Here is a 25,260-nt window from a genome sequence, read left to right on the forward strand (position 1 = left end):
TCTCGAGCAAGCACCATGCCAGTCGGAAAACGGAGCTGTGAACGCCCGTCAGGTACGGGATCGGATTTGAGTCGAACGGTTTGCCAGGAACTCGATGCCACCTCCCACCCTCTTTCCAACGTCACCCGGGTCGGCGGCGAAAGGCATAGGGCGCATACATAATCGACAGGAAATGTACCGCTCGGCACCCGAAGAGAAAGGCCATACGGTCCTCGTGCAACGTCGGGCAGCCAGCTGTGCGTGCTGTTCTCGTCCAGTATGCGCCCTCCGCTTAACAGTTTGCGGCAATCGGCCAGTCTCGAGCCGCCTCTGCGAACGGACCATCACCGGCTCTCAAGGTGTCCGGGACCTGCCCTGGCCGTGATCACTGCCGAAACATCATCGGCTGGAAATGGAAGAGGAATAGATGACCTTGGAAGAGCTCCAAACGATTGAACTACGGCTTCATCCAGGCGAAAGCCATTGATCCGCGGCACTGGGATCGCGATGTTCTCGATGCACCGACGTCCGAGCACGGTGAGACAGATGTTCTGCACGGCCCGGCTGGGTTTGCCCAACAAGCCAAAGATATGTCCACTACCAGTCTTTATAGGTGTTTCAATGTTATCAAAGGAGTTGCCCTCGATCAGTACTTGCACAGATGGTCCAGCATCCACTGCATGGAAGAATCCGCCGCTCTGTTGCGCATTCGTGTTGTGGAAGTAATTGTTAAGGAGATGAATAATAGCCTGCGCACCGTCAATGTGCGGCGCCCGCCCTGAGATCTCATGGAAATAGTTATTTGCGATGGTGATCGTCTGCGGGACACCAAGAAACAGGAGATTCCAATAGTGCTCCCCGTTACAATAGGAGGAATAGGTATCGCTGCCATCGAAGTCGTTCCAGGAAATCGTAATATTCGTGGTAGGGCCAAGGCCGCCGGCAATCATTTGCCGCCCGATATTACGAAATCGGTTGTGATCGATCCAAACCAGGTCGGCTCGTGCAATTGCAATAGCATCGCCGGCAAATATCACGCCTTGATTGATATCACTGATGGTCAGGTTGCGAATAACGACGTTGCTCACCCCATTTAGGCGCAGCCCCTTCCCCTTGATTGTAGCGCTCGGGCCAACGCCGATCACCGTCTTGTTTGAGCCAATCTCCAGCGGGCGCTTGCCGGCCCTGTCGAAGCCGACCAATGTCTTCTCCTTGCCATCGCAATGCGCATCGTTGCCATCCATAAGGAGAAGGGACTCACTTTTGTAAGGTGCCGAACAAGCACGGCCGTATTGGCAACCCTGCCCCTCGCCTTGCCCTTCCGTACCGGTAAAGTCTATGGTTGCGGCTACCTGGATCTCGCGCGGACTATTGTCATTGCAGTGCCCGAAGCTGTACGAACGACATAACTCATACTTCAGAGCTTTGGTTGATCTGACCTGAACTACCTCGCCTCCAAGGCCGCCCGTCGCTGCAGAGCCAAAGCCCTTGAGGGCTTCCGATCGCACATTGTTCGATCCGAGCACGGAAGAGACGCCGACGACGACAGCAAGTCCACCGAGCACGCGCAACGACCGTTTGATGTGCTTCATCGCGTCCTTCATAGGCATGTGCTCTCCCTTACCCGGAAAACCCGCACGAGGATTTGAACTCTCGAACTCAAATGCTGAACTGGCATAGGCCATCAGCATGCGGCGTTAACGCCATCAGATCGTCCTCAATAAGGCAGGATCGGAATATCGGAACCATGCTACGCAACAGCGGAGGTGTGCGGCCGCAGGCTCCGCACCAGCTGTGATGGATCTGGGTAGCCATTGAGCCAATCACGGCCGATGAAGCAGCGGTCGATGCTTCGAGAGCCCCGTCAGCGGAATACTGTCGGGTGCAACACGTCTGGCCTGGGAGGATGGGCCGTCGCTCCCGACGTTTTGCTGGACCGGCGGGAGGCGCTTGAGCTCTTCGGCATTTTCGACCAGCACCAGAACGCGTGATGCATGATAATTCGCATCCCGCGGGAAACAGATAGGCGGCGCGGCTGGGATCCTCGTCTTCCTGGATTGCACGTCGGATGTCAGGCCCCTTCTTCTGCGATATAGATGGGCCAGATTGGCCCCGTATGTCGCGTGCCAGACACATGACACGGACGGACGCCTCCTATCGATTTCATGACCGGCAATCATCACGCCGCCGGAATGGCTACGATTTCCTTGTTTTTGATTATCCGTCCAGTGCCAGGGACGGATCTAGCACAGCCAGTCACCGCCAACCTGCGACTCGCGGCGCGGCGAGCTGATGCGGCAGGGCTCAGCCGCAATTCTGGTCGTCCCACTCATAGCCCTAAGGTGAAGCTGCTCATGTGCTGCAGTCATCGCCACGAAGAGCCGAATTCGTCTGCAAGCGGCGCATAGAAGGCAACGGCTGACCAGCGTGAAAACGCACCCTCCGATCTGCACCTGCACCTTTGACGCATCATAGGTTTACTGCCCCAGGGGCCTAGCGCGCGGAGGAATGAAACCACCCACCAAAACTGATTGTTTTTGTGATCCAGCATGAGGCGTACCCCAGTCCGAATCATGGGTTGCCCGGCTTTCCGTCGGGCTGCCGGGGAGCTTCGCCGATGTACACGCCGCCCTCCTTCCAAGTTGTCGATATCACCGACGTTCATCGGACGATGCGCGAGGCACGCTCGGCGACACTGATCACCGCTACTCACGAAGGTCTTGTTGGAACGATGCTGCCCGTCGTACTCGACGAGAGCGAAGGCTCCATGGGCACGATTTACGCCCACGTGGCGCGCGCGAATCCGCAGTGGAAGCTAACACCGACTGGCGAGGCGATGGCCATTTTCGCTGGAGCGGAGGCCTATGTCAGCCCCTCCTGGTACGTGACCAAGCACGAGAGAGGCGAGGCCGTACCGACGTGGAACTATGTCGCTGTGCATGCCTACGGGCCGGTCGAATTCTTCGATGATGCCGATCGGCTGCGAAAGGTGGTCACGCGGCTGACCGATGTGCATGAGCGCTCGGGCAAAGACCGCTGGGCGGTGTCTGACGCCCCTGCCGATTTCATCAAAACGGAGCTTAAGGGGATTGTCGGTCTGCGATTGCAGATTACACGGCTCGATGGCACGTGGAAGATGAGCCAGAACCGTAACGCGGCGGATCGCGCCGGCGTCATCGAAGGGTTATCGAAGAGCGACCGTGACGAAGACCGTCGTGTGGCTCACCTCATTGCGAAAGGATGACGAACTCGAACGACGCATTGTGAACGACGCGGTATCACCTGGATTTTCTCCATATCCTCGACTGGTCTCCTTCTGCGCAGCGATGCGCGGGCGGCGGTCGGTTCCTGCTCGCGTCAGGCGCTTTTACAGAGCACAGAAAACCATACACGACGCCATCGCTTGCGCGTCAGCTATTGCGAGCGGCAGCAGCGGCGCGAGGCCCCGAGGCCAACTCCGGAGAAGAAGAGCGGTACACCGGTTGCAATCCGGGGCCTGCTTCGGGGCGCATGACAGGAATTCTCTGCAGTGAGATCGGATTCAAGGGGGCTGCGCTGGCTCCACTGTTATCAAAGCAACCCTTCCTAAACCACTTTAGCACTTGCGATTGGCTCTAACTGATCAGCCAAACCGAGACTCTGCGCAGCCACAGGCGACGGTTGCATGCAATTAAAGTAAATCTCCGCATTGATATCGCCCTTCCGACTCAAACAAAGATGCTTTGCAGGGCGATTGCCGGCACTCTCTCGAACACTGAATGTGCAGCTTTCGTCTGATTCCGCTTGACGCCCTGCAAGTCTCAAGAGACTTGCAGGAAGCCCTCAAAGCGTCTTGTATCTGACGTTACGGTCAGACTGTAGACCTTCTGACAATTCGCGACAATCTGCGCTCGTTCCAACACTTCCCGATGGGCAGTAAGAAACGCGAATGTCTCAAATCCTCGAGGTCTCGCCGCTCGCTTCTGTCACGATGATCGGGGCTCCCGGAGCGCCCTGCTCGATATCGAACTCGAGCCTAAGACGTTGAAGAGACCTGTTCCGACCGATCCACGCCCTCCGGCGCAACCGGCATGCTGAACTGAAAGACGGCCCCGCGAGGATCATTGGCGCCCGCCCACATCCGGCCCCCGTGCGCCTCAATAATAGAATGGCAAATGGCCAGCCCCATGCCCATGCCTTCGGACTTGGTGGTGTAAAACGCCTCGAACACGCGGTCAGCGCTGTTCGGATCGAGTCCTGGACCCGTATCCCGAAAAGTGACCACTACGTTATTCGAGTCATCTGTCCCCGCATTGATGAGTAACTCGCGGTCGCCTTCGTTGATCTCGCTCATGGCCTCGATGGCGTTCGTGATCAAATTGAGAATCACCTGCCGGACTTGGACGCGATCTGCGCGGACGAGCGGCAACGCCTCAGTCCGTCGCGTTTGCACCCATACATCATTTTTCGCAAGTTCCGCGCGAACTAGCGCCAGCACCTCTAAGATCAATTCGTCAATTGCGAGAAGCTCCGTTTGCATAGGAGCCTTATTCATAAGAGCGCGGATCCGACGGATCACGTTCCCTGCACGCATACTGTCACGGACAATCAAACCGAAGGTCTGCCGAACTTCTTCCAGATTTGGCGGTTGAGCACCGAGCCAATTTAGCCCCGCCCCCGCATTACTGCTGATCGCGGCAATCGGCTGGTTGACCTCATGGGCGATTGAGGCGGCCAGCTGTCCCATTGTCGTGATCCGATTGGCGTGTGCCAGCCCCATCAGAGTCTCGCGATACCGTCGTTCGCTTTCATGGGCTTCCGCTTCCGCTCTCTTTCGCTCTGTCAGGTCGAGGACGAAGCCAACACCTTGGTCGTCTCGCACATCGAAGACGGCGAGGCCAATTAGCACCGGCACGCGGCTGCCATCCTTGCGGACATACTCTTTCTCGAACTGCTGAACAGCTCCGGTCCTTTTTGCTTCTGTTCCAGCATCCAGTGTGCGCTCGTGCCATTCTGGCGGTGTCAGGTCGAGACCGTTCACTCGCCCCGCGACGAGATCCTCTCGATCGTATCCAACCATCGTGAGGAAGGTTTGATTTGCCTCGATGATCTCGCCTCCTTCGCGAATGATAAATATTCCGATGATGTTAGCGTCGAGTAAGCGCCGGATTTTCGATTCCCGTTGCTGAACTTCGCTATACAACCGGCTGTTTTCCAGCGCTGTTGCAGCTTGCGAGGCAAGCATTTTCAGCACCGCGTTGCGGGCAGCCGAGAATATGCGCGCGGCGAGATTATTCTCCAGATAAAGTACGCCGATCAGCTTACCCTGCGTGATCAGTGGCAGGCAAAGAATAGAACGCGCTTTGCGCTCGCGGATATACGGATCTTCCGCAAATGAAGGCTCGGCGGCAGCATCTTCGAGAATGACGTTTTCGCGGACACGTAGGACGAAATGCAGCACGGACTCGGGAAGTGCCATCGGAGTTACGGGCTGTTCATTCACCTTTACAAGCAGCGCATCCGCTACCGTTGTGGCTTCCGCCTCGATCCGCGGCTCGCCTCCATGCAGCAGAATTAACAAACCTCGTTCGGCGCCGGCCTGCTCAATGGCAGTCCGCATAAGCGTGTCGATTAGTTTTTGAAGAACAATCTCGCCGGAAATCGCCTGCGACACTTTCGTCACCGTCGCGAGATCAAGATGCTCAACCGGAGCTCCGATCCTCATTCCGTTCGCGGCAGGAGTGGTCTCCTGATGGTTGAGATGGGGAGTCAGCTCGTCGAGCTGACGCACTTTGCCATCTGCTCCCCAACGAAGGTAGCCGCGCCGCGCGTCCTGCAGGTAAACCCGGGAGATTCTGTCAAAACCGCGCGCAGCATAAAAGCGCGCTGCAAGTTCGCAAGCGATTCCCTCGTGGTGGACGAAACCGTTACGTGCTGCGGTCTGGATTGAGTGTTCATACAGTCGCATTGCGTCTGCATCGCGGTATTCCTGCCTTGCAATTTCAGCGGCGACCAAGGCAGCCCGGTTCTCAAAATTTTCGGGGCAATTCGTCGCCCATATCTGCAGCTGTCTGTAATGGGCATCAATGATATCCCGATGTTGCTGTTGTTCGCTTTCGCCGGGCTTGTCGCAATAACATGAGTGAGAGAGCGCACCATAGAAGTGAAACTCCGCGATCAAGGGCTCTGTCGGCATGGTCCATAATTTGGGCTCCGCCTTGGAGCGAGCATCAACAGCCGCAGCATAATCGCCGGCCATAAATCGCGCCTGAAGTTTGCGGATCCAGTAGACGGTTCCGCTAGGTGACAGCTCCGGAGTCCGTGCCAACGATCGCTCGACGTCTAGCTCGTCAAATTGTTGGTCATCGAAGCAACCGAATGAGCGCGTGAGGCCGCGCATGCTTCTGATGATTGCGAGCTGAGCGGCTACGGTATCGGCAGCAAACTGAACCTTTCTATTCCGTATCGTAGCAAAGCTTTTCTCTATCTCGTTCTGTACCTCTTTTAGGGGATCTCCGGCCATCATCATATTTGAGGTTAGATGAAGCAAGCTGTACGCCTCATAGATGACATCGCCGCTGCTGACCGCAGCTGCGAGCGCTCGCCGAATCAAAACTCGGCCACCTCTTAGGGGCTTCGTCCACGGGATCACGTTGCACCCGAAGGCCAAATAGACGGGAGCCCGAAAGCGGGAGAACTCACCGCGATCAACCAGGTCGCAAGCAAGACGACCAAATTTGTCAGCTGCTTGGTAGTCACCGAAGCGCCCGGCCAAGATTCGGCCTAGCCATGCGTAATGGGCGCAAGAAGCATCAGTGTTGCCGTATTCGAGGCTGATGGTGACAGCTCTGCAGATGACCAAAGCGGATAAATTGGCGTCCGTGAAACCTGCGGGCGGAAGAATCCGGGTCAAGACGGCAAGCGTGGCAAGCGTGGTCTGATCTGTCATTGCAGGCAAGCTAGCAAGATCCTCGATTGCGTCGGGCAGCTGTGACCACATCCGCTGATATTCGGCTAATGTTTCCTGGTCCGTCGGATGCTGCGACCACTCGATCCCGACGTCGTGAAGATATTCGAGCCCTGTGAGCACTGCCCGCCCGTGCTGACCGAGCGTCAAGTAAAGATCGACCCGCAAACATGCGACCGTTGCTCGCTGGGGTGCGTTCAAGGCGCGCTTCGACAGTACGGACAGGAGGCTCTCTGCAATGTCCAGCTGGCCTACCAAGAATTCGCATTCGGCCCGGCTTGTCTCCAGTGCGAACGCGAGTTCGTGGCGCCTTCGCCAAGAGTGCTCCGCGAGCAGCGCAGCACCGACGGTGAAATATGTGAGTGCCGAGGCGTAGGCCGCCGACGCCCTGGCACGCTGCCCTGCGACTAAATTCAGCTCTGCGAGCTGCTCACGCTCCTGACCGGAGGCAATTAGCGCGACACCTCGATTGAGTTGGCTGACGATGTCGAAGATAGCCTCTTCGCGTTTGTGCGCAGGGACGTGTGCCGCCAGCATCCGACCGATCCGCAGATGGGCAGGAGCGCGCGAGGATTCCGGCACCAGCAAGTAGGCCGCCTCTTGAACGCGATCGTGGAGGAAGCGGTAGGCTGTTCCGTGGCGCGCGATCAGTTCCTGCCGGATCGCCGGCCACAGGGTCGCATGCACCTGCTCCTGCGAAATTTCGAGCACGATCGCAAGCTCCGCCGTCCCGGCGATGTTGCCGAAACAGGCCAGCTGTTGCAGCGCGTCCTGCGTGTCCTCGGGCAGGCGGATGAGCTTGCCGAGCATCAGATCCACGACGTTCTCGGTGTACGCTTTTGCGTGAATACGCTCGAGATCCCATCGCCAGCGCGCCGACTCGTGATCGAACGTCAACAGCTGCTCTTCGGCCAGTTCAGAAAGGAATTGAATGGCGAAGAACGGATTACCCATCGTCTTCTGATGCACCAATTTTGCAAGCGGGGCAGCGCGTTTTGGTCCGCAGCGAAGGGTATCCGCGACTAACTGCGCGACATCGTCTGCAGTGAGCGGCGAGAGCGTGATCTCCTCGAAATTTACGTCGGCTCTCCTGATGGAGTCGAGCTTGCGTTTGAGTGGATGGCCTGCATCAAGTTCGTTGCCGCGGTAAGCTCCAATGAGCAGCAGGTGCAGATCCGACTGGGTCAGGAGATCCTCGATCAAGTCGAGCGTTGCGGCATCATGCCACTGCAAATCGTCGAGGAAGAGCACCAAAGGATGGGTTCGCCGGGCGAACACGCCAATAAAGCGGCGAAGCACCAGCTGGAAACGAATTTGCGCTTGCCGGGCTGGAAGCTCAGCAACCGCGGGCTGCTCGCCAATGATCAGGCTCAGATCGGGGATCAATTCGACCATCAGTCGTCCATTCGCGCCGAGCGCCTCCCGGAGCGCTTGCCGCCAGGTGGCGAGTTCGCCCTCACTTTTGCTGAGAAGAGGACGGACAAGACTCTGAAACGTCTGCACTAGCGTCACATAGGGAACGTCGCGCTTCAGTTGGTCGAATTTGCCTGACACCAACTGCCCGCGCGAGGGCACCAGTGCTTTGTGTAGCTCCTGGACGAGCGAAGACTTACCGACACCGGAGTAACCGGCGACGAGCACCAACCTCGGCGCGCCGCTCTTCACCGCGCGATCGAAAGAGGCAAGCAAAGCCTCGATCTGAAGGGCTCTGCCATAGAGCTTCTCGGGGATGAGCAACCGATCAGGTGTGTCGTCTGTGCCGAGCTCAAATGGGTCAATGCGATCGTGGTTGGCCCATGCTGCGAGACAGTGTTGCAGATCGTGCTCAAGGCCAGCGGCAGTCTGGTAGCGTTCCTCGGCAGTTTTCGCGAGGAGTTTCATCACAATCTGAGATATCGGCTCCGGGAGGTTTTGCGATTTCTCGACGGGCGGTATTGCTTTTCTTGCAATATGACAATGGATCCACCCCAAGGGATCTGAGCCCGTGAACGGCAGCGCGCCGGTCAGCATCTGGTAGAATGTCACGCCAAGTGAATAGAGATCACTGCGACAATCGACCGAGCGATTCATTCGTCCGGTCTGTTCTGGCGCCATGTAGGGCAGCGAGCCGGCGATGAACTCGGCAGGCTCAGGCGGCACGCGCTCGCGGGAAAGACGGGAAGCCAGACCAAACCCAGTGAGTCGCACCTGTTCGTCAGGACAATTGACCAGAATGTGCGCGGGTTTCAGGTCCTTGTGGACCAAGCCGTGCCGGTGAAGCTTGCCCACGGCCCTCGCTATACCAACAGCGAGGCGCAGGAAGCGCTTCGGCTCCATACGGATCCCGAGTAAATTTAGCAGTGGCTCGCCGCATGGATCCTCCAGGACCAGCATAGTCCGACCAGCTTCCCGGATGAGTTCCAACGGCCGCACCGCCCATGCCTCGTCTAGCTCCTCCCTCAGCTCACATTCATGGGCGAGGCGGTCGAGCGTCGCGGGGTGTTCCGTGATGGGCCGCACGACAAGCACGACAGCCCTGCTGCCGTGGATTTGCCGGCGCCACGCACGGCAGAACGCGCGATCACCGTCCTCCCACAGGGGCTGGATGTCACTGTCGACATTTGGGCCGAACAGAGTTCGGCTGAGGGGGTCCCGCGGCATTTGCCCGCCCGGTCAATAAGGACTGAGCCGAAACCTGACACATATGGGGCGAACTTGTGAAGGGACTTCGCAAAACGGCGCGAGTACCGATTAAGGCCGCCAAAGAGTGGACCGCGGCACGCCGAGATGCGACTTACACACCCAATACGTGACCCGATCGTGTCGATCCAGCCCAATCCTGCGCGCCGGCCGGGCCTGCACAGCATCGGCGGCGGGCGCTGCCGACTAGCGCAGTGTGTGGGCGAAGGATTGTATTCGATAGAGCGGCTCGTGGCCCGTTACCCGACCACGGCCCACTGCCCACTGCCCGACGTGCAGCAGCGCCCAGATCGCTGCTGCCGCTCAAGCAGACAATGACATGTGAAAGCTGATCGGATTGCCCATGATCGGCACAACGCGCGAGGCCATTGGACGCCGGCTTCTGAGCGCTGCATCGGCCTGAGCGTCCGGGCCGCGATGCGCCAATGCCATCCCATGAGCCAATTGCGAGATCTCCTGGCGCGAACTGAAGCCCCGAGCGCCACAACTTGCTTCGCACAACGTCGTCCGAGTATGTCTTGAGCAAGCGACCATAGCATTGACGCGCTCGGTCTTCAGCACCAAACTAACATGGCATTGGGCCGAGAAAAGTGTCTAGTTTCGAAGCCGTCCCGGCGTTATCTGTGAAATGTTGATCATGCTGTCCCCATGACGCAAGCAGCGCGGCGACACTGAGGTCGCGGTACCGAGCTAAGGAAGCACAGAGCCTGTGTATCCGACGCGATATTTGAAGGAGCTCGCCGTACACAATATTGCACTTGAGGAAGGCCGCCCCTTCGACAACGCCTCTCAGACGCTAGTCAGGAGGCTCGATCGCAGCAGAGACCTAAGTCCAACGAGACGCATCCAATGATGCGGCGGCGCGTTTGGACATTGACTGATCAATAAACCACAACGCCTGATCGAGAGACTTGAGCCAAAGAACTGAAGCAGCTTCTTGGTTAGCATGAGCCCCTCGAAACCGGATGTACTAGGGCTGCGAGCGCTCGGTCCATTGCAGCAAATCGAACAGCTGGCTTTCCGCCGCTTCGATGGCTACCCCGCGGACATAAGCGCGGCCGATATTGCTTTTTCGAGCTGAAACCGCACTGGCGCGGTATCAGCTCAGCCTATTCCCCTCGAGGCCCGCACGAAGCTGTCGATCTCCGAGCAGTCCCCAGATCTGAGGTCGATGCCGGCCGAGGAATACCGGACGGCAGGGCACTTACGCTGACCGGCGGAATGTCGCTTCCCTGGTTGACTATTGTGCGAACCGCTCTGAATGCGATCAGACGATCAGCGAGGTCGGCGATCGCCTTGCTGATATCTGGCATGTCGAACGACCCTTTCTCACAGAAGCCGGTCCCGAGAATTCGCCCACTCTTAACAGCACTGCCGCCAAAGAAGTTTGCTCCACAATCGACCATGAAGTTGTGCTTCTAAGGCCCGAGGAAAAGCAAGATGCTCGGTCGAGTCCCTGAACATAAACGCCGCAAGGGCGCTCAGGCTAGAAATCCGGGCGACAAGCGCGGTGCCGTTTTCGAGATCGACGTTCACTCCTGGCTCCATTGTTGGAAGGCGCCATGCAGTGATCGACTCTGAACCACAGCATCAAGGGCAGATCTGCGAACCACTGTGAGCGAAACCGCGCTCATAACTATTCTCTTCATTCCTGCTCCCATTGATGGAGCAACTGACCTGCGACAAAGGCACCCCTGATGCTCACCGAGCGCGGTATAGGCCCTCGCTGCGCTGATCGGAATGCCGCTCGCTTGCGGTTCGCTGCTTGAACCGCTGTTCAAGCAAGGCGTAAGCTACCCCAAAACCGGTGAAGAGAACTGCAATTAAAATGAAGAACAGCGGAACGCCTTCTTTGCCAATTCGATAGATGTACACCGGCATCGTACTACCTGACGCTACGAACGATTCAAGCCCTTCCTGGCCGGTGCGAAGTAGCAGGCAGTCACTACCTACTCTGCCTTGCTGAGCGAGCCTCAGTTTTGCCGCGCTGGTTGCTTCATCGGAGGCAGCGTCACCACGGATGTCCTGGCGATGTGGGGCGAACCCGACGCGCTTTCTGCTCAACGGAGTGCATCGGGCCGCCCGTAATGACCCTGCCTGAGCCGAAGGCCCTGAGCAAATTGATGAGCTACTGGCAGATCTGACAACAGCTTCAGGTTGACGCTCGGGGCGCGTTTTGTCGTTCCTATGTAGGTCAAAGAACGGATCTTCAAGGTGCCCGGCACGGACTGTGATGTCCGCCAATTCTGGTAGGAGAATGATTCTTTCGCTGGATCAGCGGTTGTTTGTCTGATGCAGGAGAGCAAATACAACTGCCTTTTGGCGAACTGGTCCGCAGCTGGACACCGAATGGAGTGTGTCCCGCCTCTCCATTCAGATTACGCCGCCTCATCTTGGGGTGCGAGCCTCGTGAAGGAAGCAAAGACACGAACGCACGTGAGCGCCCCTGCAGCAGCTCGAGTTCGAGCATCTTTACGACAAACATGACGGAAAGGACTTGAATCGCACCTTGCGTCAGGTTGTACGAAGTCGGTGCAAGGTGCTTTCCCCACCCTCGCAAAGAGCAACTCACAGGCGTTCTGACGACGGAAAAACAAGAGTTCATGTGCTGATGCCGCTGCTACTCGTTCTGATGTCTATTTTCCTTAGTACGGGTGCGATAGTCTACGCCGCTTGCCGATCTCAACGCCGGCGGGACCGGAGCATGCACAGGCACAATCGCGCCAATTCGCTCAGCTCGCGCCCCCGCGTTCAACTACCAAGGCGACGGGCATTCTGATCCTTCAGCCGCATAATGGGTCGTCCGCTGCAGCCTCATTCGCGAAGGCCAGGCGACACGCGCCGCCATGCTAAAGCGAGCGCCTCAAGTTCTGGATTCGGTGCTTCTCGATCGGCTGCTGATCGTTTGACCGATGCCTCGGGGCCGATCCGACGCGACGGCGGACAGACGCGAAAGGCAGTTCTCGACCAGTCGGGCGGTTTTTGCTAGTCTTTCCTGTAATGCGTCACGCTGGCGCGAATGGCTGACCCGTCACATACCTGGAAAATCTCAAGATTTGCACTGCGCGAAAGTCCTCGAAAGGCTACGCGATCAATCAAGGGCCGTACTGAGGCGATAATTCTACTGTAAATCGTACAAACGAGGCTCTTATCGTGACCAAGCGCTCTGAACCGCGGAAGGAAGCCGCAAATGTCGTCGGGCCGGAGGTGAGGCCGAGCGTCTTCCTCGTGGACGACGACCTCTCAATGCGCGAATCGCTGGTCAACCTATTTCGTTCGATCGGTCTAGATGTCGTTGCTTACGGATCGGCCCGCGAAATGCTCCAGAGCGAGCTCCCTGATGTTCCTAGCTGCCTTGTGCTTGACATCAGGCTGCCGGGATTGAGCGGCCTTGAGCTCCAGAGTGAGTTAGCCAAACTGAAGATTCACATTCCCATCATTTTCATCACCGCTCATGGCGATATTCCGATGACCGTCAAAGCCATGAAGAGTGGAGCAATCGATTTTCTCAGCAAGCCGTTTCGGGATCAGGAACTACTCGATGGCGTAGTCGCAGCTATCGAACAGGATCGGAAGAGACGAGGGGTAGACAAGGTGGTCAGAAGGCTGCAGTCCTTGTTTGAGGCCCTAAGTCCACGAGAGCAGGATGTATTGAAACTGGTCGCCGCCGGCCTATTGAACAAACAGGTAGCCGCGGAACTCGGGCTTGCCGAGATTACAGTCAAAATCTATCGCGGTCACGTGATGAAGAAGATGGGAGCTCGATCGTTAGCCGATTTGATCAGAATGGCTGAGAGGCTGGGAATTGGGACCGACCGTTCCAGGGTACAAACCTAGGTATGATTTTACAATTTCGACGTACAAGCGCATCCTTCTGCTGGCCGTCATGCTTCGGCCAGCGCCTTCGCCCAACTAAGAACGGGTCGTCTTGTCTAGGTATTCAACTGTTTCCGTTGTCGACGACGATCCTTCGGTTCGTGCCGCACTGAACAACCTTTTGAAATCGCAGGGTCACATCGTTCGTACGTTTGCATCGGCTGAGGAACTCTTGCGGTCGTCTCAATTGAACGATACGTCCTGTGTCATTGCAGACCTGCAGATGCCCATGATGAGCGGCTTTGAACTTTTGGAACAGATGCGGGCCCATGGCCACGCTGCGCCATTCATCCTGATGACTGCCTTCGCAGATGATCGCACGCGAGCCCGCGCGTTGAGCGCCGGCGTAACCGGCTTTTTTGCCAAACCCTTTGCCAGTCTGGAGTTGATCGCCTGCGTCGATGAAGCGCTTAGCGAGCATCGTGGTGGAACGAACGCGTGAAAGATGGGGAAGCAGTCTGGACCAAGCCGCACCCGCGCGGCGCTTACGATGTCGATCAATGCGCGATTGCCCGTGCTTACCGCGTGCCAGTGGCGATCCTCGCCTTTGGATCTTGTCGCATTCCTGTCGCTGTTGTTGCACTTTCGGCATCTGGTTGAAGCACTTGCAACGTCGCGCTCCTGACAAGGCGCCTCTGGTATGATCGCGCAATCAGACGAGGCGAGGCGCTCCTCGCTTTAACGAAGGAGCGCCCTGCGTTCAGTGCCACGATCCTTGCTGAGCTTAGCGCGAAAGTGCCACGGCAGCGGCTTGTCGGCAGGACCTCGTTACGAACAAAGAATTCACCTGAAACTTGTGCGACCGCTCCAGATAGGTCGGGCACCGAATTTATAGGAGGAAAGACGCGGCGATCGCGGCCAAAATCACGCAGTCGGTCGAGACGATCGCTGCGGAATTCACAAAAGCCGCAAAGACTGCATTATGGCGATGTTGGGCTTTCGAAGGATCGAGTGGTGTACGCCAAACTCGCCAACTTGCGTTCGCTCCCAGCGACCCTTCGGCGGGCCGAAGCACCCGAAACCTACGCATCCGTTGCAGGGCAACACAAATGCCACTGGTCGAAGCGATCTCAAGCCACGCCTTTGCTGGCCGAACGCATCCACACCGACCACTCTCCCGCGCCGGTCCCGGCCAAACGCAAGGCCCAAAGCGGTGGCTCTGGACGCGCGATAAGCCCGCGCGCCGGGCCACATCCGCGGCGGCCGTGTCCCTTCTACTCGCCGTGAGTGTGAGCATCCAAGCCCGGCTGGCGGGCTCCGCCGTCGCCGAGAGCACATCGGCCCCTCTGGTCGCGATGAACTTTTTCGGCCCACATACTTCCCCGTTTCCAAGCTAACCGCGCAGTATGCGCAAATTCTTCGATCGCGCGCGGCTAAGCAAACCTGCCCGCGAAAGACGACTTAGCCGGGGGGCCGTCGCTGGATGGGGACGAAACTACTAGACATAGTAGCTTTGTTCCGCCTGGTTCTCAGGTAAGCCGTTGGAGCTGATTTTCAGACGCGCTACGCATAGCCCAAAGGACGCCGAGAGGCGCCGGAACCGCGCGCTCATGGTCTGCCAATCCTGTACGATATTGGCCGCGCGCTTGTTCGTCGGGCAATTTTCTTGTCGAGGAGACGACCACATGGTTGGAGGACACGGGGCGCGCAGAATGAAGACGGTCGAAATGCTAGAGTCCAACGTGCGCTCGTACTCACGTTCCTTTCCTGCTGTGTTCAGCAGGGCGCGCGGCTCGATTATGTTCGCAGAGGGTGGCCGAAAGGTCATTGACTTTCTGTCCGGCGCTGGAGCGCTAAACTATGGCCACAACAATCAGGAGATCAAAGCGGCAATCAGCGAGTATCTGGAGTCGGATGGGGTCGTTCACGGCTTGGACATGGCCACTCCAGCAAAGGTCGAATTCATGGAGACCTTTAGCTCTGTCATCCTTCGTGAACGGAATCTTTCCTACCGCTTTCAATTTACGGGGCCTACGGGAGCTAACGCTATTGAAGCAGCTCTAAAGCTCCCGCGTAAGATCACAGGACGTCACAACGTAATTTCTTTCACGAATGGATATCACGGCCAAAGCTTGGGAGCCATAGCCGCGAGCGGTAACCGCTTTTACCGCAAAGGCAGCAGCATTCCCTTATCCGGCACAACGTTCATGCCCTATGATGGGTATCTTGGCTCCGCTCACAGTGGGGCGGATTACGTGCGAAAGGTATTAATGGACGAGAGCAGTGGCACTGATCTTCCAGCCGCCATTCTCGTCGAAACCGTGCAAGGAGAGGGAGGCATTAACGTCGCCGGTGAGGAATGGTTGCAGTCAATTCAGGCTTTGGCAAAAGAGGTCGGAGCTATTTTCATAGTTGACGATATCCAAATGGGCTGTGGCCGTACAGGCGAGTTCTTCAGTTTCGAGTTCGCTGCGTTGTCGCCAGACATTGTTGTAATGTCGAAATCGCTAAGTGGGTACGGTTTGCCCCTATCGATGCTCCTGATCAAAGAAGCGATTGACGCATGGGAACCAGGCGAGCACACGGGGACGTTTCGAGGAAACAACCTTGCACTCGTTTCTGCCAAAGCGGCTTTGACTCTGTATTGGCGCAACCAGACGTTCTCGCAACAGGTCCGACACTTGGGCGCATTTATGCGGCGTCGACTCGATGCTATCGCGCACCAGCACGGAAACAAGTTTGCTGTTCGTGGACGGGGCAAGGTATGCGGATTCGATTGCAAAACGACCGAAATCGCAGAGGCGACGTCACATAGAGCGTTTGAGAAGGGATTGATTATCGAGCGATGCGGACCGACCGATCAGGTTGTAAAGTTCTTGCCTGCACTTACGATCGAGCAAGAAACGTTGGGACAAGGGCTAGACATATTCGAGGAGTCATTGACCGAAACGTTGAATTCAGCCCGAGCAAGCTAAACTTGTAGGCACACGAGAGAAACTGTTGCTAGCGACCGCATCGCCGCACAAGTCACTGGCGTGTGTCCTCGCTTGCCGCCGAAATGGTCAGGAGTTTTGAGGCCATGATCATGAAGGTGAAGCCTGAAGGCCAACGCTACCTGTGATCCGCCGAGTCGGCTGATGCGTGGAGAACGCCTGCTGCCCTCCTCGGTCCACAGCACGTGAGTGCGAGCAGCACCTTTGAACCTCGCAGTCGCGAGCGACTCTGGTTGAGCTGGCTTATCTAAGTTTCCAGTCTGAGGTCTGCCGAAGGTGAGCTCGCAGCGGAATGGAGTCGAATGGTGTGGTATGGCTTCTTGGTGGCCACGTGCCCAGCCGCACGGGTGCGGACTTTGTTAGGACCGTAGATTGTGCAGCAGCGATCCAGCCTGAGCCGTTTACAGCATAGGTGCAGCAACAATCACTCTGGCGGCCGGCTTTGCCACGAAAGCCGTCAAAGAACGAGCGGTGGGGATGTCCCGGGTTCTGTTGAATTTCTGAAGAGGTCGGCGTTGCCACCTTGAGCCGGTAGGCTCGGGGGGCTGATTCCAAAGGAGAGCAACGCGATGACGAGAGATATCACACCGGCTGGTTCGCCGGCGACCGGCGCTGTGGACGAAGCATTTGCGGAAGTGCGGGCGAGTGCCCGAGTTCAGCCATCAGAAGCCCCTATTTGGCGTGAGCGCCTCGACGGCAAGCGAAGGTGACGGATCAAATTCAACTATGCCGGGCCAACCGAAGAAGCCCGACGCATCTGCCGGGTCCGAGAAGCGTCGGGCTGAGTGGGAGACTGAGCGCGACAGTCTTCCTCCCAGAACCGCGTCTGCAAGTAGTATGCCGTGCCCGTACTGCTACACCAATATCTCAAATTAGATATCTGCTCTGCCGCAAAGTTCCGCGAGGCATTCAGAGACGCTCGGCCAGCTCCATCTTCAAGGCCTAACAAGCTGAACTTATTCCCGTTCCAAAAACTGCCGCCATCACCTTTCGTTTGGATCAAAAATGAGGCAGAAGAAGCGGACAACGGGCCACCGGCTCATCAACAACAGATATCTAGATGTTTGATATATTGCTCCGCGTGACTGGAACGATCGCCCCGAGCTCGCGCACGACAGAGACAAACGATCGAGATCTGAGCTTAGATTTCGCGAAAGGTGCGCTCATTGTTCTGGTGATCGTTGGGCACCTGATTCAGTATGTCATCTACCGAGACGACGGGTTTTGGTATTCGCCGTACTACAAATCGATCTATATGTTTCACATGCCACTCTTTATGGCGATAAGCGGATATCTTTCTTCTCGATCGCTGTTGCAAAAGTCGTTCACTCGAGCCGCCAGCGACCGTGCGAAGCAGCTCTTGCTGCCGATGCTGTTTTGGTGGACGTTCATGGAGACAGCTAAGCTGGCGGCATTGTGGCGTGCGCCCAGCCTAACGAGCGGACTTTTGGAATTTGCAGACGATTTCGCTGGCACATACTGGTTCATCTGGGCCACGTTTGTTTCCTACCTTCTCCTCAAGATTTCTACCAGGCTAAACCACCAATCGTGGGTCATATCTGGCTTAGCCATACTGGTCGCACTCGCGCCTCTGACATTCTCCATATCACCCCTGATCAGATTCACTTACCCGTTCTTCTGCTTCGGCTTCTTGCTTGCTCAATCGAGAGAACGATGGACGCGTACATCGCGACATCACAAGCCGCTCCTGATTTTATTTCTCTCGATAGTGACCTGCGTATGCTTTCTAGCTTGGGGCAAGGATACCTATGTCTACAATAACCTTGGGGTAATTCACGATTTTCGGTCGGCTAAAAACGTGCTTCTGATGTTTGTTGGCTCTGCAGCTGCCTCAGCAATCGCTATCGAACTCCTGCTGCAATGCTGGAGCGTTGGCCGTTCAAATCGAATGGCCCGCTTTATCGCTGTGGAGTTGGGCCAGACCACGTTGCTGCTCTACCTGGTCCAGGGTACCGTGTTCCGTCTCATGGATTTCGTACAGTTCGGAGAACTTTGGGATCTCACGACCCGGTTGATCATCGCGGGTATGCTCGGGGCCGCGATTATTGCGATCGCGCTAACGGTGCGCTCGATTGTTCGCGGCGTTCCATATCTGTCGCAGCTCGTCCTTGGAATGCCGCCACGCTCAGGTCTTCCGCAAGCCAAACCTGCAATGAACTAGCTGTATGCATTTGATTGTTTGAGTACGGCAGGGTATGGCGATAGCATCGACTTGTGATGCCGCGGGAATAGCGTTCGAACCCAGATCCGGCGGCGACGGCGTGCCGCCGGTCGAGCCGGTGATCGGCATAAGAGCAACCCCATCGAAGCGTGTATTGCTCAGGCTTTGTATGCCACCGGCGGACTCAGCCCATTGCGTCAGTCCAAATAAGATCGACCGTCGTGAGATTAGCTTCGCTGCACCAGTCGTCTAGCCGCCGGGTTTCGACCCAGATCTGGCGATCGAACCCAATCCAAACACACTCGGCGAGATGTTTCTTCGAGTGCCGATGGCGAGGCGATTGCTCATCGCGAGCCTGTTGTGCTCAGAGATTCAGTCGCTCGCGCAGCGAGCTCGGCCGGGATGCCTTCGAGGACAAGAGCAAAGCATCCGGCCTGCTGTAGCTGGTGCGCATCGTCAAGCAGACGTAGGGCATCGTCCGCGTTCCGACCCTGTACCTTGAAGCCACCCACCGCGTTGACGCTTTGTGGCGTGAGACCAAGATGACCCATCATGGAAATTTCGCAATTCACCAAGCTCGGATCATCTCGACACGCTTACCCCCTCCCTCAAGCTTGACGGCGTCTGCGCCGCGCTGCAGGACGCCTCCAGCGTTGCCTATCGTGTCGTCGGGACTGAGATGAAAGCTAAGAAACGGCATGCCAGCTACAATCAGGGCGCCAGGCCTTGTTCGCGCGACCACGTCCAGGTGGTGATTCATCATCGCCATGCTGACCGGTAAAGTGGTCATGAAACCCAAGGCATACGTTGCCGACGCTATCGCCGACAAGAATGACGTCGACGACGGGATCGGCGATACGTGCCGTTACCGCGTCATAAGCCGTGGTCATGACGATGGTGCGCGCCTTTCCTCCTTGCATCGTTGCAGAACTGGAATCGTGACGCGTTCAACCGACAGCTGCGAAATGTGGGCTCATGTCGATCGGATCCGGCCCCGCATGTCTCTGGAAATGGCCTTCCCGTTGGAAGAGCGAAAGGTATGTGTCAGGAGGGAGGCCGAAAAGGCGCGTCACTGAGAAGTCGAAAGCACAGAGTTTCCAATAATTGGGTGGTCAGCAAATAAGATCTTTCAAGATGTCCTCTGCGCGGTGGTTCTGGGACTGACCATCCGAACATTCTGCGCGTCGAAAATGGCGGCCTGGAGACGTCGCACGCGAGCGGCGACAGTGGATGTGCTTATGAGGCTGCGATCTACGTGTCAAAGCCGCTGTCGGCCCCTTAAAGCGGCATGTCCATTACCTCTCGCCGCTGACCAGGATGGGCTTATGGCGCTTAAAGCCGCGGCTTCGGCGGACTGCAGGCTCCGCAAACGACCGCGACCCAGGCGAGGGAAATAGGAAAGATGCACCAGCGCTCGCACGGCTGCCGCAAACTCCGGAATGCGAATGACGTAACTAGCCTCTTCGCGTCCGTAGACGCTTGATAAGACCTGCCGCCCAGGCATCTCTTCTAATCGAAATAACGGCGGAACTTCCGCAACAGCCGTCACCAATGGACGCATAACTGCATGACTCTGTACCAAATTCACGCAGGCATCCACACAGATGAACACGCAAGCAATCGCGATGACGCGATCGGACTGAAACCGAACGCGCCATGACACTGTGGACCGGCCCGGCGAAGCCCGCGATCTCGCCCGCCCGGCAGCACCCACATTGCAGATGCGAGGTCACAATCGTCCATTTCGTAGATCTATGGCAAGGCTCTCTCAAGTCGTTCGGGAAGCCGACGACAGCTCAGGACAGTCCTTGATCTTGCGCTGCCGCGCGCGTCTTCAGGCCAGCGCATCGGCAGCGTCACAGATGCCTGCATATATTTCGTCCAGGTCACCTGCTGTTACACAATATGGCGGCATCACATAAATCGTATTACCGAGTGGGCGCAGCAAGAGATTACGGTCTTTAAAGAAGGCGTGAAGCCTCGGGCCGATGCCTGCGAGATAGCCGGTATCTCTCGTCTTCATATCGAGTGCTGTGATGGTGCCGCTACGGCGAACGTTTGCAAAGCGCGGATCGGCGCGGAATGATTCAATTGCCTGCTCTTGCATGGTTGCGACCGCAGCGATGCGCCGGCGACATTCCTGGTCTTTCCACAGATCCAGGTTAGCCTTGGCGGCGGCACAGGCCACCGGATTTGCCGTATACGAACTCGAGTGAAAGAATGTGCGTGTACGGTCTGTTGAATAATGGGCATCGAAAATCTCTGCCCGGCAGAGTGTCACCGCGAGCGGCAGCGCCCCTCCCGTGAGACCCTTCGAATAGCACGCTATATCTGGCACAACATTGGCCTGCTCACAGGCGAAGATTGTTCCGGTGCGGCCCCAGCCCGTCATGACCTCATCGGCAATGAACAGGACGTCCGACGCCTCGCAGATCCGCTTCATCTCTCTCAGCACCCAAGCTGGGTACATCAGCATTCCGCCTGCCCCTAACACCAGAGGCTCGACAATAAAGGCTGCGGGATTTTCGTTCCGACATGCTGACTCAAGCGCATCAAGCGTCGCCCGCTCACGACCGCTCGCAGGGAACGGGATTGAGGTCACGTCGAACAGGAGAGGTCCGTACGCCACGTTGAAGACACCGCGGGCACCAACTGACATCGCACCGAACGTGTCCCCGTGATAGGAGTGCTGCATGACAACGATGCGTGTTCGCTGTTCGCCTATATTGTGCCAATAACCGAGCGCCATCTTCAAGGCGACTTCCACGCTGGCTGAGCCACTGTCCGAGTAGAACACGTGGTCCAAGCCTCGGGGTGTGAGTTTCAAAAGGAGCCGAGCGACCTCCTCGGCCGGATCATGCGTGTAGCCGGCGAAAATGATTTGGTTCAGCTTGCCGGCCTGTTCCTGGATCGCGCTCACGATCTGCGGATGGCAATGGCCGTGAGTGACGACCCACCAGGATGAGATTGCATCTATGATTCGATGATCATCCGCAGTGTAGAGATAAGCACCGTCGCCACGTACAACCTTGGTCATCTCGTTGTGAAGAGCATGCTGCGTGAATGGATGCCAAATTGGCCACCTCTTGTTTGGCTTCATGGCTTGAAATCGCCGGGAACAAACGCGCCTTTGAAGACATCCCGTAGGCTGCCTGCCGTCAAAGGAGAAATCCAGGGCAGCCGTCCTAACCAACGCACCCGCGCGATGTCACAAATTGCGCTCTCAGTTTCAGAATTTCTTTCCCCGATGAATGCGATCCCAAGAATGTCGATCTGGCGCTTTCGCAAGGCCTCTATCGAGAGCAGGGAGTGATTGATGGTCCCGAGTAGCGTGCCCGCGCAAAGCACGACGGGAAGTCGCCACCGCTGGAAGATATCGATGTAGAGTGCGCTAGAATTCAGCGGCACCATCAGCCCGCCAGCGCCTTCGATGACGAGCGGTCGCTCCCCGGTATGCGGCAGGACGAGCGAATCGGGGTCGATGCGAATTCCGTCTATTTCGGCGGCATGATGCGGGGAAGCGGGCGTTTTAAGGCGGTAGCGCTCCGGAACGATCCGATCGGCCGGAAGACCGCTCAGTCGTGCGACCTGCTGGCTATCGGTCTCTCCTTCAACACCGGCCTGAATTGGTTTCCAGTAATTCGCGCCGAGAAGATGGGCAAGGCCTGCCGAAAAGACAGTTTTGCCGATCCCTGTATCTGTGCCGGTCACCACGATCCGCTGACTCATCGAGATCCGCCCCTCGTCTCCTCAGCGAGGGCATCGAGCATCGCACGCACCTCATCCTCTCCGACGTTAAGCGTCAGTGAAATTCGTAAACGGGCCGTGCCGGCCGGCACCGTTGGCGGTCTGATTCCTCGGATGTCAAATCCGCGAGCCTGTAGCGCGGACGCTAGCCTCATGGCGCGGGCATTCTCGCCAACGATATAGGGCAGGATCTGCGAGTTCGAAGGACTTCTCTCGCCTCGCGCAACCATCTCCCGATGCGTGAACGCGACAAGCTTCGCCAGCCGCTGTTGGCGCTCCGGCTCCTCCTGCAGGATCAAGAGAGCCTCCCGTACGGCTACCGCCATTAACGGCGAAGGGGCGGTCGCGAAAATAAACGGGCGACAGCGATTGATTATGAAGTCGCGCAGCACGCCAGAGGCGGTGACAAGCGCGCCGGCAGCTCCCAGCGCCTTGCCGCAGGTATGAATAACCAGGAGATTTTCGCGTCCTTCATAGGCCGCTGTGAGCCCTCGCCCCTGCTCGCCGTAAACGCCGGTGGCATGAGCTTCGTCCACAACCAAGAATGCATCGTGCCGGTCCGCGATCGCGAGCAGGTCTTCAAGCGGTGCGAAATCGCCATCCATGCTGTAGAGGCTCTCGACTACGATCCAGACCCGCCCCGCTCCGCCCGCGGCACGCCAGTCGCAAATTGCGCTTTCGATAACCTGCGGGTCGTTATGGGCGCTGATTCGAAACGCGGCTCGGCCAGCTCGTGCTCCTTCGTGAATGCTGGCGTGAACCAGGGAATCAAGGACGAGCAGGTCGTCCCGTTGCGGCAACGTTGTCAGCACCGCAAAATTTGCGACATAACCACCGCCGAAGAAGAGCGCGGTCTGCGCGCCGAAGAACCGCGCCGCTGCTGCTTCGAGGCGTTCGTGCTCCTCGCAGTTGCCGCGCAGAAGCCGTGATCCGCCGGCTCCGATCGGAGTACCGGCTTCGAGCGCGGTGACGATGGCTTTTTTCATGCGCGGCGCGCTCGCCAGGGCCAGATAATCGTTTGATGAAAAGTCAATCCCGGTGCGCGGCCTGAGACTCCGCAGGCGGTCGTCGTCTTTAAGCGCATCTAAGTCTGCCGCATAGCTGGCGACTTTACCCGCAACGATGGAATTCATTCTTCGCTCGCTGAGCAAGGATGGACGCCGCAAAACTCCCAACTGGCCGCCAACGACAGAGTCTTACGGCGGTTAGCTTGTTGGATTCAAACCGGCACGATGCGATTTTGTCGATCAACCAGCACAATGCGCGGCCTGAAGATTCTTGCATCCGCCTCGTCAAGTGAGGCGTATGCAACGATACTTATCTTATCTCCGGGCATCGCCAGTCGCGCCGCCGCACCGTTCACGTCTACCGTGCCGGACCCTTGTGGCGCTTCTGTCACAAACGTTGCAAAGCGTGCCCCCGTCTCGAGGTTGTAGAGTTCGACGCGTTCGTTAATCAGGATACCGGCCGCGTCCAGCAGTGCGCGATCAATCGAGATCGAGCCTTCAAAGTGCAGGTCGGACTCAGTTACCGAGGCGCAATGAATCTTTCCCTTCATTAAGACAATCTGCATTTCTTACCTACGCTGATGGCTTGCGCGCAGCACGCCGTTGTTCTGATGGCTTAAGCGATTCCAGATGTAATGCCGAGCCGGGCTAACAAACTTGCATCACGGTCAAGTTGCGGGTTTTTAGTAGTCAGCAACATATCGCCGACAAAGATGGAATTCGCACCCGCCAAGAAGCATAGGGCTTGGAGTTCATCAGTCATGTACTGGCGCCCGGCGGCCAACCGTACGACGCTCTTGGGCATCATGATCCGCGCAGTCGCCACCAGGCGCACCAGTGCAATCGGATCGGGACGCTCCGCCGTGACCTTCACCGGCACGCCATTCACCTCGTTCCACAGGTTGATCGGTACACTTTCCGGATGGTTGGGAAGATTGGCGAGCAGTACCAGCATGCCGAGACGGTTATCGACGTGCTCACCCATGCCAAGAATGCCGCCGCAGCAGACTTTGACCCCCACCTCGCGCACGCGCGTAAGAGTGTCGATCCGATCTTGCAAGGTCCGGGTAGTGATGATGCTGCGGTAGAACTCCGGCGAAGTGTCCACGTTATGATTGTAGAAGTCGAGGCCGGCGTCGGCGAGCCGTGCGGCTTGCTTTGGCGTGAGCATGCCGAGCGTTACGCACGTCTCCATGCCAACACGTTTAACGGCGGCAATCATGTCGCAGACCTGATCGAGGTCGCGGTCCTTTGGACTGCGCCACGCCGCGGCCATGCAGAAGCGACTCGCCCCGGCCGCCTTGGCGCGCTGCGCGGCGGCGACCACATCAGCGCGATCCATCAAGCGGGTCGGCTTCAGGCCAGTGTCGTAATGCACGCTCTGTGCGCAGTAGGCGCAATCTTCAGGACAGCCGCCGGTCTTGATGCTGAGCAGGCTTGCGGTTTCGACGTGGTTTGGGTCAAAATTGCCGCGATGAACGGCCTGGGCCTGAAATAGGAGCTCGGCAAATGGCTGCGCGTAAACCCCTTCCGCCTCGGCACGTTCCCAGTCGCGGCGGACCGGCGCGCCGTTTCGGCCGCTATTGCCTTCGACTTCCACAGCACCCCCAAGATTTTCGCTCGATCATACAGACGACACCGTCGTCGCGTAGCTCCGCAAAGCAACACTCTTGCCTGGTATTGACGAGAAATATCGCCGAGTTGCGCGGGCATGGCGCTCATATCAGGCTAATCGCCGACCCCTCACGCAGGATTTCCCCGCAGGGCCGAGGCAAGCGCAACAACGCTCCTCGACGCGCCTCAGTCAGGTAACTAGTGTTCTGTCACTGACATTTGAATCCCAGCTTGTCGCGAACATGATTCACTCGCGGCATGGGAAACGACTTGATTGTACTTGATCGCAAGGCTCGC

Annotated in this window: 13 protein-coding genes and 1 pseudogene; 5 read left to right on the plus strand and 9 right to left on the minus strand. The window is 57.5% G+C overall.

Features of this window, described 5'->3' with window-relative positions; all coding sequences use genetic code 11:
- Positions 1 to 323: 323 nt before the first annotated feature.
- Entirely contained in the window at positions 324 to 1,670 is a 1,347-nt protein-coding gene (locus tag IVA80_RS32685) for a right-handed parallel beta-helix repeat-containing protein (RefSeq protein ID WP_247439070.1), read from the minus strand.
- Between the two features lie 926 nt (positions 1,671 to 2,596).
- On the opposite strand from IVA80_RS32685, the gene IVA80_RS32690 reads away from it, so the two are divergent.
- On the plus strand, positions 2,597 to 3,223 hold the full coding sequence (locus IVA80_RS32690) for an FMN-binding negative transcriptional regulator (protein WP_247439072.1): 627 nt from the start codon (positions 2,597 to 2,599) through the stop codon (positions 3,221 to 3,223).
- 771 nt (positions 3,224 to 3,994) lie between these two features.
- Here the strand turns inward: IVA80_RS32690 and IVA80_RS32695 are convergent.
- Together IVA80_RS32695 and IVA80_RS32700 are read right to left on the minus strand one after the other, a co-directional pair.
- Positions 3,995 to 9,565: an ATP-binding sensor histidine kinase gene (locus IVA80_RS32695; RefSeq protein ID WP_247439074.1), complete on the minus strand. Its 5,571-nt coding sequence runs from the start codon at positions 9,563 to 9,565 to the stop codon at positions 3,995 to 3,997.
- A 1,740-nt stretch (positions 9,566 to 11,305) separates the two neighbouring features.
- Positions 11,306 to 11,668: a hypothetical protein gene (locus IVA80_RS32700; protein ID WP_247439076.1), complete on the minus strand. Its 363-nt coding sequence runs from the start codon at positions 11,666 to 11,668 to the stop codon at positions 11,306 to 11,308.
- A gap of 1,089 nt (positions 11,669 to 12,757) precedes the next feature.
- Between IVA80_RS32700 and IVA80_RS32705 the strand changes: the two genes are divergently transcribed.
- The 4 genes from IVA80_RS32705 (at position 12,758) to nolL (ending at position 18,595) form a co-directional block, all read left to right on the plus strand.
- Positions 12,758 to 13,441, plus strand: a complete 684-nt coding sequence (locus IVA80_RS32705; protein ID WP_247439078.1) for a response regulator transcription factor — start codon at positions 12,758 to 12,760, stop codon at positions 13,439 to 13,441.
- Positions 13,442 to 13,532: 91 nt separating this feature from the next.
- Positions 13,533 to 13,922, plus strand: coding sequence for a response regulator (locus IVA80_RS32710; RefSeq protein ID WP_247439080.1), 390 nt, complete (start codon positions 13,533 to 13,535; stop codon positions 13,920 to 13,922).
- 1,210 nt (positions 13,923 to 15,132) lie between these two features.
- Positions 15,133 to 16,395: a diaminobutyrate--2-oxoglutarate transaminase gene (gene ectB, locus IVA80_RS32715; protein ID WP_247439082.1), complete on the plus strand. Its 1,263-nt coding sequence runs from the start codon at positions 15,133 to 15,135 to the stop codon at positions 16,393 to 16,395.
- A 1,078-nt stretch (positions 16,396 to 17,473) separates the two neighbouring features.
- Positions 17,474 to 18,595: a nodulation factor fucose acetyltransferase NolL gene (gene nolL, locus IVA80_RS32720; RefSeq protein ID WP_247439084.1), complete on the plus strand. Its 1,122-nt coding sequence runs from the start codon at positions 17,474 to 17,476 to the stop codon at positions 18,593 to 18,595.
- 362 nt (positions 18,596 to 18,957) lie between these two features.
- Here nolL and IVA80_RS32730 read toward each other — a convergent pair.
- From IVA80_RS32730 to bioB, 6 genes and pseudogenes are all read right to left on the minus strand, one after another.
- Positions 18,958 to 19,515: pseudogene (locus tag IVA80_RS32730) on the minus strand (3-methyl-2-oxobutanoate hydroxymethyltransferase); the annotation flags it as partial.
- Between the two features lie 914 nt (positions 19,516 to 20,429).
- Positions 20,430 to 21,695, minus strand: a complete 1,266-nt coding sequence (locus IVA80_RS32735) for an adenosylmethionine--8-amino-7-oxononanoate transaminase (RefSeq protein WP_247439086.1) — start codon at positions 21,693 to 21,695, stop codon at positions 20,430 to 20,432.
- Positions 21,692 to 22,324 carry a dethiobiotin synthase gene (gene bioD, locus IVA80_RS32740; protein WP_247439088.1) on the minus strand — a complete coding sequence of 211 codons (633 nt, stop codon included), beginning with the start codon at positions 22,322 to 22,324 and terminating at the stop codon, positions 21,692 to 21,694. Before bioD ends, IVA80_RS32735 begins: the two co-directional genes overlap by 4 nt.
- Positions 22,321 to 23,475, minus strand: coding sequence for an 8-amino-7-oxononanoate synthase (locus IVA80_RS32745; protein WP_247439090.1), 1,155 nt, complete (start codon positions 23,473 to 23,475; stop codon positions 22,321 to 22,323). Before IVA80_RS32745 ends, bioD begins: the two co-directional genes overlap by 4 nt.
- Before the next feature lie 86 nt (positions 23,476 to 23,561).
- The gene (panD, locus tag IVA80_RS32750) at positions 23,562 to 23,915 is read right to left on the minus strand and encodes an aspartate 1-decarboxylase (protein WP_247385745.1); all 354 of its coding nucleotides are present in this window, start codon (positions 23,913 to 23,915) and stop codon (positions 23,562 to 23,564) included.
- 50 nt (positions 23,916 to 23,965) lie between these two features.
- Positions 23,966 to 24,949 carry a biotin synthase BioB gene (bioB, locus tag IVA80_RS32755; RefSeq protein ID WP_247439093.1) on the minus strand — a complete coding sequence of 328 codons (984 nt, stop codon included), beginning with the start codon at positions 24,947 to 24,949 and terminating at the stop codon, positions 23,966 to 23,968.
- Between the last annotated feature and the right edge of the window lie 311 nt (positions 24,950 to 25,260).

The organism is Bradyrhizobium sp. 139 (genome assembly GCF_023074175.1).
GTDB lineage: Bacteria > Pseudomonadota > Alphaproteobacteria > Rhizobiales > Xanthobacteraceae > Bradyrhizobium.

What these genes read in the sequence shown, in the direction of transcription:
- IVA80_RS32735 (WP_247439086.1), bottom strand. Translation starts at nt 21,695, where the DNA reads ATGAAGCCAAACAAGAGGTGGCCAATTTGGCATCCATTCACGCAGCAT.
- IVA80_RS32745 (WP_247439090.1), bottom strand. Translation starts at nt 23,475, where the DNA reads ATGAATTCCATCGTTGCGGGTAAAGTCGCCAGCTATGCGGCAGACTTA.
- ectB (WP_247439082.1), top strand. Translation starts at nt 15,133, where the DNA reads ATGAAGACGGTCGAAATGCTAGAGTCCAACGTGCGCTCGTACTCACGT.
- IVA80_RS32695 (WP_247439074.1), bottom strand. Translation starts at nt 9,565, where the DNA reads ATGCCGCGGGACCCCCTCAGCCGAACTCTGTTCGGCCCAAATGTCGAC.
- bioD (WP_247439088.1), bottom strand. Translation starts at nt 22,324, where the DNA reads ATGAGTCAGCGGATCGTGGTGACCGGCACAGATACAGGGATCGGCAAA.
- nolL (WP_247439084.1), top strand. Translation starts at nt 17,474, where the DNA reads ATGTTTGATATATTGCTCCGCGTGACTGGAACGATCGCCCCGAGCTCG.
- panD (WP_247385745.1), bottom strand. Translation starts at nt 23,915, where the DNA reads ATGCAGATTGTCTTAATGAAGGGAAAGATTCATTGCGCCTCGGTAACT.
- IVA80_RS32690 (WP_247439072.1), top strand. Translation starts at nt 2,597, where the DNA reads ATGTACACGCCGCCCTCCTTCCAAGTTGTCGATATCACCGACGTTCAT.
- IVA80_RS32685 (WP_247439070.1), bottom strand. Translation starts at nt 1,670, where the DNA reads ATGCTGATGGCCTATGCCAGTTCAGCATTTGAGTTCGAGAGTTCAAAT.